Origin of the sequence: Bartonella sp. AC130YNZD (genome assembly GCF_042196865.1) — a bacterium.
Lineage (GTDB): Bacteria > Pseudomonadota > Alphaproteobacteria > Rhizobiales > Rhizobiaceae > Bartonella.
The window spans coordinates 25,997-38,741 of record NZ_JBHIQZ010000012.1 but is presented as its reverse complement, the minus strand read 5'-3'; the positions used below and the strand labels follow the sequence as shown (position 1 = coordinate 38,741).

Below are 12,745 nucleotides of genomic sequence, written 5' to 3'. Positions count from 1 at the left end.
ATATGGAACAAGTTTGAAATGAGAAAACTTGACGATATTCTGAGGGCAATTCAATATGAGTTGCGCTAAATTATCTTTATAATCAATATATTATATGCACTTTACAGATGTACGTATTCAAAAACGCACTTAATTTTGAACTTCTGAATAAACCTTTTAATTCTGATATTTCATTTTTATAAGCTTATAGTGAAATTTTACTGTTTTGGAATTAAAACTAGAACATAGAGTGAAAATTTCTCATTTTAATTTCTTCTAAAAGAAGCATAAAAATACTCGCTTGTCGCTTACAAGCGAGATTAGTGTGTCAATAAAAAACATCTAAGAAAGGCAAAAACACCCTCACGTCCATCTCAATCAAGATCAGGTACATTGGTGGTCAATAGAATGAAGCGATCAGCTTAGTTCATAAAACACCCGTTTTTAACATTTGTGAACGTATGATCATTCTTAAATGATCTATGGACTTCAACCGTCCATTTTCCTCATAATACCAAAAGGTCCAACCATTACAACTCTGTGAATCTTGAGCCTTTCTTCCCATTGCGTGAATTGAGCCCGCTTCACCACCATGCATAATCGTACCATCAGCTCTTACAATAGCAGATACTTGCTTCTTACGATCATACAGAACTTCTCCAGGATAGAGTAAACCTGCTTCAAGCAAACTGTTGAATGCTACGCGTGGTTCTGCTTTTTTTCTATCCAAAATCGCTAGCTCTGGTTGCGCTAAAGGTTGAACCGCTGCAATTCTCTCACATGCTGCATCGATGTAATCTTGCTCGCGTTCAATCCCAACAAAATCACGCCCTAAAAGCTTGGCAACAGCACCTGTTGTTCCCGAACCAAAAAACGGATCGAGAATAACATCTCCAGGTTTACTAGAAGCCATAATAATACGCGCTAATAACGCTTGCGGTTTTTGTGTTGGATGTAATTTACGCCCTGAATCATCCTTTAAACGTTCAGCTCCAGTGCAGAGAGGGAAAAGCCAATCTGAACGCATTTGTAGATCTTCATTTGCCGCTTTTAAGGCATCATAATTAAATGTGTACTTTTTATCTTTTTGATCTCGCACAGCCCAAATAAGCGTCTCATGAGCATTTTGAAAACGGCGCCCTCGAAAATTAGGCATCGGATTATTCTTGCGCCAAATAATATCATTAAGCATCCAAAAACCTAAATCTTGTAATGCCGTCCCAACCCGAAAAATATTATGGTAAGATCCGATAACCCAAAGTGTTCCGTTGGGTTTTAATACACGACGACAAGCAAGCAACCATGCACGGGTAAAAGCATCATAAGCAGCAAAACTCTCAAACTGATCCCATGCATCATCAACCGCATCAACAAGCGAATGATCTGGACGGTATAAAGCTCCATCCAATTGCAAATTATAGGGTGGATCCGCAAAAATCATATCAACAGAATGTTTTGGAAGTTTTTCTAAAACGGAAACACAATCTCCTTTAAAAATTTTATTGCGCCATGGCATTTGTGAGGGAGTACGAAGGAAATCTTTTTGAAGCTGAATAACTGTCATGAAAAACCCAACAAAATTAACTGAATTTGCCCTATAATCAACCAAAATAGTTTATAGGCCCGCATTACCAATCCATATTTACAAAATAGCGTAAACGTATCGTTAAAGTTCTACAAAATTGATAATTGTTTTTGTTTTTTTAAGTAAAAAAACTTTCATATGAATGAAACCTTATTTTTCTTTTTTTCAATGTACTGTTCCCATATCTTTTATTTCGTAAAAGAATTAAGAATCATTTTCAAAGCGTATTTTTATGAAATAAGATCCTCTCAATATCGTTTTCATGAAAGTTGTCCATCTCGTAACATGTAAAGGAATATCTTATGCCTCAGATAGATCTTATTATTTTTGATTGTGACGGAGTTCTCGTCGACTCTGAATATCTTGCAGCAAAAATTGGATCTCAATTGCTCAAACAAACAGGATATGAAATATCATCCGAAGAATTGAGTGAGCGTTTTGCAGGGCTTATTTTTCGCGATATTCTTAAACACGTTGAACAGGAAACAGAAAAACCTATTTCCGCTCATCTCATAGATCAGATGACTAATATTTTTCGTACACAAATAAAAACTAAATTACGGGCTATTGATGATGTAAGAGAAGCCATAGAAATTATTCAAACACGCTATCCCTACTGTATCTGCTCTAATGCAAAAAGCGTAGATATAAAAGAGATGCTCACCACGGTTGATCTCTATGACCTTTTTGAAGGTAAAATATTTTCAGCACCTGAAGTTGGAACAAAAAGAACGAAACCGGCCCCTGATGTTTTCCTTTTTGCCGCACAACAATTACAGGCAGAGCCCCAAAACACTATCGTTATAGAAGATTCCCTTCATGGTGTACACGCAGCGACAGCAGCAGGCATGCGTGTCATCGGCTTTACGGGAGGATCACATAGCTATCTTGGCCACTCTAATGCACTTGCAGAAGCTGGTGCAGAAACAGTTATCGCAAAACATGCTCATTTAGGAGAAGTCTTAGAAGCAATGGCAGTATGGAGGGATCTATTATAAAAAATCTCTTGAATATATTAGTTTGTAAACTCTTATGTAAGAAGCATTTTTACTCAAATGCCCTTCTCTTCTCGTTGCTTCTTTTATAATAACTTCAATAAATGCGTAATTCACGATACGGGTGAATTGCATTTCAATGTGAAGGAAAAAATATAGCACCTCGTTGAGCAATCAATAAGTCAGTTAACCATTGCACGCGCTTTAAAAAAGCAAACAACAGGGAGGAAAACTCATAAAAATCAAACCCTGCTTATCTATCTCAAATCCGATATCTCACTCCCAACCTCAGCAGCCCATCCTGATAAGTTATTATATTTTTCAAAAAAGGAATATGACGATGCCCTGCTCGATAAGATGTGAAAATTGCTAGCCTCTTCCATCTGATCAAAAAAATCACACACTATGGTAAAATTTTAGAGTATGTGCGTATTGGTCATGGAAAGCATATTAAAATTCGCGGAATCTATGGAATACAAGAGTTTATTGAAAACAACAAAAGCGTCCTTGTTGAGTTAGAAGGACTTATATTTACTCAATCCAAATCTCATAAACTTGTTGAAGGCTTATTTACTTTGCTGCTTAAACAGTATTTTAACAGCTTCAATCGGTACAACCTCCCTAAGATTACAAAAAACAAAAAGAATACATTCTTATAAAGATTTGCATTTTATAAAAAACATTTCATACCAAGTAATTTACAGACAATATATTGATTTATAATCATAATTTATCATTATTCAAATTAAGCAAAAAAACCGAATATTGTAAGATTCTCTCATTTCAAATCTGGATATGCTGAATTAAATAAATAAAGAAATAAAAATGCCTTTTAATGAATCATCTCAAAAGGCAAAAATTATAGCAACATTAGGAGCGAGAAAAGTGTATGGCAATGCCATCTTTCTTCTTTATAAACGTCAAAAATTCTGATGCCCTAAGAATTTTATATTATGAGGGCTTTATCATCATATCTATCATTGCAAAATAGGCTTGAGTACCTTGAGAACGGTTTCTTTAAAAAAGCACATAAATATGAAACATATAATCATGTTAAACAAGCTACAGAGATACCAATAGTTGCTTAAAATTTTCCGAAAGCACTTAATAGCCTTTTTAAATAAGCAATGAAATCAGATCTTTTCAAAAGTAATCCACTTTCTAAAAATAAAAGCGGCTTTTCAGTTTGGAAAAAAGAAAGTGTTGAAAATATTATCTAATGCTGATCTTTCGGCACTCATAAATATGTCTAAATTATATTCTTCTATACACCGCCTTCCATCATAGTAATATGCTGTTCACATTGGCGAGAAAAAGATAATATCATTTATCTCTATCCAATTCGAGCTCTACTTTATACTATGAGAAAATTGTACGTTTTTTAGTATCTATAACATATTATTATCTATAAGATAAATGTATATATTTAATAGTAAATTAAGAATTATTATTCTTCTATCACGATGCAATTAAATAACAATTGAATAATAACTTAAATAATATCTATATAACACACATTATACAATAATGACTATCTATAATAAATACTATAAATAATAAAATTTTATCGTGTCTTTTCATATTTTAATTGTTAATAATATTTTTATATCTACATCATAATTTTCATGTTTTCTATTATACTATCGATAATAAATAAATTTTTATATATTTAATATGTAAAAATTTTGATCAATTTTATTATCTATAAATGTATTTAAAAAATATATTAATATCGTTTTATAAAAATTATACGATAACCATATGTTGTTTTATATATAACACATAATAAAATATTGTATAAAGTTTTTAAAAATATAATTTTTAATTATTACTGTTACTTTTTTACAATAATGTTTATAAAAAAATTATAGGTATATTTTTATATGTATTTTTATTATTGACTAAAAATACATATTGAACTATATGGCTGGTATATAGTGTGAGATACATAAACATTATGTATATTTCTTACATATATAAATTAAAAATATTTGAGGTAAAGTTATGGTAAAAGTATTTAAAAATTATATCTTAAGCATTTTTATAGCGAGCACTTTTTTTATTTCACAAACTGTAAATGTTAATGCAAACTATTTGAAAAACGATACTCCAAAAGAGGAACTTTCTGTTTTCCCAATGGAACAAGTAAAATATGCGAAATCCGATGTAGTTTCTACGACTGCTTTCTATGCTCCGTCTGTAAATTATCAAACAGAACATGGAACAATAGGTGAAGGAAAATTTGAAAAGGTCGTTGGGCCTATGACTATAGGAATGGGACTATTGTACACTGGATATGCAATAAGTTTTATAGGATCGATAATAAGTTGGATAAAGGACATAGTATTGATGTTCAAGTAATTCAATATATTGTAGAAATATAGAATATATAGCTTCATTATTTTATTATTAATTATTATAAATTTATTACATAATGAAGCTTCTATTTCTCTTATTATAACTATAAGTTCTGTAAATTACATACAAAAATCTAAAATATAATTTTACACACACATATATATATACTTAATACTATAAAGTATTTGAGGTAAATGATGATTAAATTTTTTAACAATCATATGTTAATTATTTCTATGATATCTGTTTTTTACATTTCACAGACTGTAAGTGTACATGCCAACTACTTGCAAAACAATATTCATCGTGAGAATAGTTTTATTTCTTTAACAGAACAGAACAGAAAGGATGCAATCAGTACGGTTTCTCTCTATACACAAAATCTAAATCGTGGTATGAAAAATGAAATTACCATCGAAGGAAAATTTGAAAAAATCGTTGAACCTCTTACACTCGGGACTTTCGGTATTGGGATGGTTCTTGGTTATGCATCAAGTACGGTAGGTATGTTTTTAGGATGGATAATCAGCAAAATAATATCCTATTTTAAATCTCGTTAAAATTGAAATTTCATAAGCATAAGATCTTCTCATATAAAAGATAAATGTAGATACATTCTGTTTTTATCTATTATTAATGATAAAAAAACTAATGAATTATCATATTAAGAATGAAGAAATCTTTAAATGCTTCTGTTTCTCTCAATGGGCACTAATTCTGTCAATGTATCAATTTATCCTAAAACAACAGTAAAAGTATTGGAGGTAAATGATGATTAAAGTATTGAAAACTTACGTATTAAATATTTTTATAGCAGTTTCTTTTTTGCTTTCACAAGTTATAAATGTTCATGCCAATCATTTGAAAAATGATACTCAATGGGAAACTGTCTCTCTAATAGAACAAGGAAAGAAAAAAACTATCGATATAGCTGCTCTTTATGTCCCAAGTTTCACTCATAGAGCAAAAAGTGAATCTGCCTTTGAAGGAAAATTTGAGAAAGTATTTGAACCCATTACGCTAGGAGTTTTTTCTACAATGGGAGCTTTGGGGTTTGGATTTTTGACCGGATCTGTTATGGCCATATTTAGTGCGATAATCGGATGGGCAATAGGAAAAATTAAAGGCAAATAATTCAAAGATACTTAGTTATTTTTTTCTATTTAAAATGAAAATACTTTACAGCCTGCTTCACATCATTTAGCAGGCTGTTGTATGTTTTCTATGGATAAACTTTAGGTTACCATACTGTATAGCACAAATATAATATCTATTATTATACAAAGTGATAAATTAAGCTAAAAAAGATTATTCAAAGTATAGATTTGCGCACGAAATGCCATAAAATTACCTTATAAATCTTCCAATGTGAGTTCTGAGATGTATCATTTTAACATTCAGTTCAGCAGATTTAATTGTTACAGAGTATTAAGAGCATAAAATAACTATAAATGATTGAGTTTTATACAAAAGTTCTTCAGTAAATGCCATTCTATCTATTTAATTGTATTATTTAAGAAGGTGTACAAATGAAGATACGTTGTAAAATTTAAGTGAATGAATAATAGAGAGAAAATTTTCGACTGTAAAAGATTTTCTGTGAACATTTGGCGTTTATATCTCAAAAATAAAAATGCTTAAGGCTATTTCCTTTCATTATTGAGTTAAAAAGAAGAAAAGAAGCTCTATCCATTTAATAATTTAAATATTATGAAAAACGTGAAATAAATAACTTCACCAATTTGCCAGAAATAAAAAAAGGATAAGACTTATGGAATATATCAGCACGAGAGGTGAAGCTCCTGCTTTAAGCTTTACGGAAACAATCATGACAGGGTTGGCGAGTGATGGTGGGCTTTATCTTCCAGATAAATTTCCGCAATTATCATTTGATGCGTTACGAGCACTTCGTGGTCAGTCCTATACAACAATTGCTAAAACTATTCTGTGGCCCTTTGTGAATAACGAAATCGAATATACAGCTTTTGAAAATATGATCGCTGAATCTTATGCAACCTTTCACCATCCAGCAATCTGTCCGTTACGACAAACTGGAGCAGATGAATTTATCCTTGAACTCTTTCATGGTCCTACTTTAGCTTTTAAAGATGTAGCAATGCAGTTTCTTTCTCGACTGATGGATTATGTTTTGACTAAAAAAAATAGATGTGCAACGATTATTGCTGCAACATCAGGTGATACAGGAGGAGCTGCCATACAAGCTTTTGCTGGAAAAGAACACTCAGATATTTTTATTTTATTTCCTAAAGGACGTGTATCACCTGTTCAACAACGGCAAATGACAACCAATCAATGTTCCAATGTTCATGCCATTGCCATTGAAGGAAATTTTGATGATTGCCAAGCTCTTGTCAAAGCAATGTTTAATGATCATAATTTTCGTAAAAAAACAGCGCTTTCAGGTGTTAATTCTATAAATTGGGCGCGTATCATGGCGCAAATTGTTTACTATTTTTCATCAGCTCTTTCCTTAGGAGCACCTGATAGAGCTGTTTCATTTACTGTTCCTACTGGAAATTTTGGTGATATTTTTGCAGGTTATGTCGCAGCCCGTATGGGATTACCCATTGCTCAACTGGTCATCGCAACGAATGATAACGACATCCTTGTACGTACATTGACCAGTGGTACTTACAAAACAAAACCAATAGTCCATACAACATCACCTTCTATGGATATTCAGGTCTCTTCTAATTTTGAACGTTTGCTCTTTGAAAGTGGCAATCGTGATCCAATGTGGATTCGCAATGCAATGGAAAACTTGAAAAAAACGGGTCTCTTTACTCTTGATGAAAAGCAACTCAAAAATATTCGTTCCCTATTTTCCGCTGGGAAAAGCAACATGGCTGCAACAGCTCAAAAAATTGATAGTGTCTATAAGGAAAGTGGCTATCTTGTTGATCCACATACAGCGGTCGCTCTTCAAGTAGCGCGTGAAAACAAAAAACCGCATATTCCAATGATCGTTCTTGCCACGGCTCATCCAGCTAAATTTCCTGATACTATTAAAAGCGCTTGTGGCCTTCATGCTCCATGGCCATCTCATCTCAATGATGTAATGAAACACGAAGAACATTTTATAAATCTTGCTAATGATGAAAAAATAGTAAAAGATTATATTTCTTTAAAATCGCGTGCATCTTATTAAAGTTAGCTGCATTAATTTAAATCAAGAAGATTCTGATACCCTTACAATGAGGTATTTAGCTTATTTAATGGAGTTGTAAATACATGGATGTAGATATCTGTCGCCTAAATAATGGTTTGACTATCGCCACACATACAATGCAACAAATTGATAGTGTTGCCCTCGGAATATGGGTTAAAGTGGGCTCACGCAATGAAACCTCCACACAGCATGGTATTGCTCATCTTCTTGAGCATATGGCTTTTAAAGGAACCGAAAACCGTACTGCTTTTCAAATTGCAACCGATATTGAAGATGTTGGCGGTGAAATCAATGCTACAACCAGTATTGAAACAACAGCTTACTTTGCACGTGTACTTAAAAGCGATATCCCACTTGCTATAGACATTTTAGCCGATATTTTAATGCATTCAAAATTTGACGACGATGAACTAGAACGAGAAAAACAAGTAATCTTTCAGGAAATTGGTGCTGCCCATGACACTCCTGATGATATTGTTTTTGATCACTTTACAGAAACAGCCTTTCGTCATCAATCCCTTGGACGCTCTATTTTAGGAACAGCTAAAACTATTCAATCATTTACATCTACTGATCTCCATGATTTCATCAATAAACAATATAGTGCAGATCGTATGATTGTCGTTGCTGCAGGAGCTGTAAAGCACGAAAGTTTCTTGCGAGAAGTTGAAAGTCGTCTTGGTACTTTTCGCTCCCATTCAACCGCACCTCTTACTAATCTTGCAAATTATGTCGGTGGCGACTTTCGTGAATATCGCGATTTAATGGATACACAAGTTGTTCTAGGGTTTGAAGGGCGTGCTTATCACGCGCGTGATTTTTATGCGGCCCAAATTCTTTCAATCATTCTTGGTGGTGGTATGTCTTCACGTCTTTTTCAAGAGGTAAGAGAGAAACGTGGATTATGCTATTCTATTTATGCTTTTCATTGGGGATTTTCAGATACTGGGCTTTTTGGTGTTCACGCAGCTACCGGACAAGAAGGGCTCAAAGAACTTATTCCTGTGATTCTTGATGAACTTTCCAAGGTCAGCAAAAATATTCACGCCAACGAACTGCAACGAGCACAAACGCAATATCGTGCAAATCTAACAATGTCACAAGAAAATCCCTCTAGTCAAGCACATCTCATTGCTCGCCAAATACTCCTTTATGGTCGACCAATTCCAATATCGGAAACAATTGAACGCCTCAATCTCATCACTCCTAAAAGATTAACTGATTTAGCACATCGTCTTTTTACAAACTCCACTCCAACACTAACTGCTGTCGGACCTGTAGGCCCCCTCATAAATTTTGATGATTTAACGTCAACTCTTTCATACAAGCTAAAGTAAAAACTTCTTTTTAAAGCAGCATCACAATAACGTCACATATTTTATCATAAAATTTACCACAAAAGCTCTCCTCATTAAATAAGTTTTGGAAATATTGGGCAAAGAGGTGTACAAAACTACCCAATTCATACTTCATGTGATAAAGATTCTAATAAGTGAAGGTATATCCGTGAAATCTGAAAATTCATGGTTTAACTTTGCCCTTTTAAAATATAAAACTTCATTCGCTTCAGGTTCCATTGAAGCAAATGGGTGTGTGGTCTATTTGTATATAAAATCACATAACTTAAGAAAAAGTGATAACAATTTATTATGTAAATAAATTATAAAAGGTGGACGTTTTTTCTCAAAAGTCGAAATGAAAATTAAACATCCTAAAATATTGAGAGTGGGACATTGTGAAGAGTTTGCGTAAAATAATTGACATCATTTTCATTGTAGTCGTTAGTTCTCTTGTCCATCTTACATCAGCACAAGCAATTGAACCAGTTAAAATTTCTTCTCAAGATGCTGCTCTTGATCTCTCAAAAGCAATTGAAATTCACCATACAAACAACTCTATTTTTCAAACAAGTACAGCACCAGGACCAGATGGTATTGTATGGCGTATTGAAGTGCAGGCAAAAAATGAAAAATTTTCCGGAAATTGGGCAGTTTTTTCTCTTGCAAATCCAACAGATGAACAAGTTGATCGTCTCATCGTTGCCCCCCATTACCGCATGGCACGTTCTGGATTTTTTTGGCCAGACCTTGGATCATCAAGGATTCAATCCATAACGCCAAGCGAAGGTTTTTCCCTCGATCGTCAACTTAGTGCAAACTCTGATATCTTTCGTATTACCCTTAACCCTGGTGCTGTTATTACATTTGTGGCCGAACTTAACTCTGCAAATCTACCGCAAATCTATTTATGGCAACCTGAAGCTTATAAAGATGCAATTAATTCTTATACGCTTTATCATGGTATTCTTCTTGGGATATCAGGTCTCTTAGCGCTTTTGTTAACTGTTCTCTTCGTCGTCCGTGGAACAGGGCTGTTTCCTGCAACAGCGGCAGTTGCTTGGGCAGTGCTTTTTTATATTGGTATTGACTTCAACTTTTTAAATAAATTCTTTGCAGTTACACTCACAACCCAACCAATCTGGCGTGCTGGTACAGAAGTAGCACTTACTGCTACACTCTTCATTTTTCTTTTTACCTATCTCAGCCTTAACCGCTGGCATTATCATTTTAGTTACGGTGCTATCGCTTGGACCATTGCGTTTTGCAGTCTAGGAGCCTTTGCTATTTATGATCCCATCAGAGCAGCTGGAATTGCGCGTTTGTCTTTTGGCCTTACCGCTGTGCTTGGTATAATATTAATCATCTATTTCTCAATCAGAAGCTATGACCGCGCCATTATGCTTATTCCAACATGGTTGCTCGTTAGCTTTTGGTGCGTTGGAGCCTATGCCTGCATAGCTGGACATTTAAACAATGATATTATCCAGCCAGCATTAGCGGGGGGATTAGTGCTCATTGTTCTTCTCATAAGCTTTACTGTCCTGCAACAAACTTTTTCTAATGATGCTTTCCATGAAGGAATATTTTCCGACCTTGAACAACAAGTACTCGCAGCAAAGGGAGCTGGAAATATTATTTGGGATTGGAATATTGAGCGTGACCGTATTGTTGTACATCCAAACATGGCAACCCTTTTTGGTACTGAAATTCATAACCTCAATGGACCTATGCGCAACTGGATTTCAGCCTTGCACCATGATGATCGTGAACGCTTTCAAGCCGTATTGGATATCATTCTTAAAAATAAAAAAGGGCGCATTGATCAAATTTTTCGGCTTTCTTCCGGTGGTGGTTATTATCATTGGTTTTCTCTTCGTGCACGTCCGGCTATGCAAAAAGATGGAAAAATCACACGTGTTATTGGAACCATTGTCAATATTACTAACCATAAAAAATCCGAAGAACGCTTATTGCATGATGCAATCCACGACAGCTTAACTGGACTTCCTAACCAACAAATTTTCTTTGATAGACTACAAAATTATACCTCTTTAGCGAAAGCAAATATCAAAATTAGACCGACTGTCTTTATGATTGATTTTGACAATTTTCGCCAAATTAATCGTAAATTAGGCATAGCAGTTGGGGATACTGTACTGCTTATAATCGCACGTCGTTTAAATCGTCTCATTAACTTTCAAGACACCTTATCGCGTCTTTCAGCAGACCGCTTTGCAATTATTTTACTCAGTGAAACCGAACCACAAAAAATTGCAGCATTTGCAGATCATTTGCACAAAACAATTTCAGCACCTATTTCACTTTCAGAAAATAAAATAATCCTTTCAACCTCTATCGGATTGGTTACATGGAGTGAAAGCCGATCGACGGCTAAAGATATTTTTAATGATAGTGAGTTAGCGATGATTCGCGCAAAGCAAATGGGTGGGAACCATATTGAACCTTTTCGTCCTAATTTTCGCACTTTGGGTCTCGAACATAATACTCTGGAGAAAGATGTTCATTATGCCATAAAACGTAATGAGATGAAAATCCTCTACCATCCTATTCTTAATTTATCAGACGGACATATTATTGGTTTTGAAACAATTGTAGAATGGCATCATCCCACTTATGGAAATTTAAATGTCTCTGATTTCATAAAAATCGTAGAAAATGAACAAATTGTTATGGATTTGTCACAATTTATCATCGATAATGCCATTATTGATCTTATAAATGTACAAGAAAAGTTTTCCCAACAATCTTTCTTTATTTCAATTAATTTACCAAGCGCAGAAATGATTCATCCTCGTTTTATCAGTCAATTGCGTGCCGCTTTGCTTCGCCATCCGCTCCACAAAGGGCGTCTGATGATTGAAATATCTGAATTTGTCTTAAGAAATAATCCTGAACAATCAGCGCACTTTCTTGAACAAATTAAAACACTTGGAATGAATCTCGCACTCGATAATTTTGGAACAGGTTATTCGTCTCTGACCTATCTCGTACGTTATCCATTTGATATGGTTAAACTTGATCGTTCACTTATCTCAATCGACTCTCTTAAGAAGAAAATTGTTCTAAAGTCTATCATTAATATGGCAACAGATCTTAATTTGCAAATTATCGCAGAAGGTGTTGAAAATGAAAAAGAAGCAATCTTCCTCCGTCAAGAAGGCTGTAAATATGTTCAAAGTACACTTGTGACAAAACCGATTGCCATAGAAGAATTAATTACGCTCGTTCAGAGCCATTTCCCTTATAAAATAAAAACATAAGGGATAAAATAACGTGT

At 34.1% G+C, this 12,745-nt stretch carries 8 protein-coding genes; 7 read left to right on the top strand and 1 reads right to left on the bottom strand.

All coding sequences use genetic code 11. The features are described from left to right. Positions 1-406 precede the first annotated feature (406 nt). Positions 407-1,495: a site-specific DNA-methyltransferase gene (locus tag ACFINU_RS06140; RefSeq protein WP_375613050.1), complete on the bottom strand. Its 1,089-nt coding sequence runs from the start codon at positions 1,493-1,495 to the stop codon at positions 407-409. Positions 1,496-1,866: 371 nt separating this feature from the next. Here ACFINU_RS06140 and ACFINU_RS06135 point away from each other — a divergent pair, with 371 nt between their 5' ends. The 7 genes from ACFINU_RS06135 (at position 1,867) to ACFINU_RS06105 (ending at position 12,728) form a co-directional block, all read left to right on the top strand. Further along, positions 1,867-2,562: an HAD family hydrolase gene (locus ACFINU_RS06135; RefSeq protein WP_375618398.1), complete on the top strand. Its 696-nt coding sequence runs from the start codon at positions 1,867-1,869 to the stop codon at positions 2,560-2,562. Positions 2,563-4,563: 2,001 nt separating this feature from the next. After that, positions 4,564-4,920 carry a hypothetical protein gene (locus ACFINU_RS06130; protein ID WP_375618399.1) on the top strand — a complete coding sequence of 119 codons (357 nt, stop codon included), beginning with the start codon at positions 4,564-4,566 and terminating at the stop codon, positions 4,918-4,920. A gap of 284 nt (positions 4,921-5,204) precedes the next feature. Further along, entirely contained in the window at positions 5,205-5,477 is a 273-nt protein-coding gene (locus ACFINU_RS06125) for a hypothetical protein (RefSeq protein WP_375618400.1), read from the top strand. Positions 5,478-5,688: 211 nt separating this feature from the next. Then, a complete protein-coding gene (locus ACFINU_RS06120) occupies positions 5,689-6,051 on the top strand; it encodes a hypothetical protein (RefSeq protein WP_375618424.1) in 363 nt (120 codons plus the stop codon). A gap of 637 nt (positions 6,052-6,688) precedes the next feature. Next, positions 6,689-8,086: a threonine synthase gene (gene thrC, locus ACFINU_RS06115; RefSeq protein WP_375618401.1), complete on the top strand. Its 1,398-nt coding sequence runs from the start codon at positions 6,689-6,691 to the stop codon at positions 8,084-8,086. Positions 8,087-8,169: 83 nt separating this feature from the next. Next, positions 8,170-9,444: a M16 family metallopeptidase gene (locus ACFINU_RS06110; protein WP_375618402.1), complete on the top strand. Its 1,275-nt coding sequence runs from the start codon at positions 8,170-8,172 to the stop codon at positions 9,442-9,444. Positions 9,445-9,842: 398 nt separating this feature from the next. Next, the gene (locus tag ACFINU_RS06105) at positions 9,843-12,728 is read left to right on the top strand and encodes an EAL domain-containing protein (RefSeq protein ID WP_375618403.1); all 2,886 of its coding nucleotides are present in this window, start codon (positions 9,843-9,845) and stop codon (positions 12,726-12,728) included. Positions 12,729-12,745 lie beyond the last annotated feature (17 nt).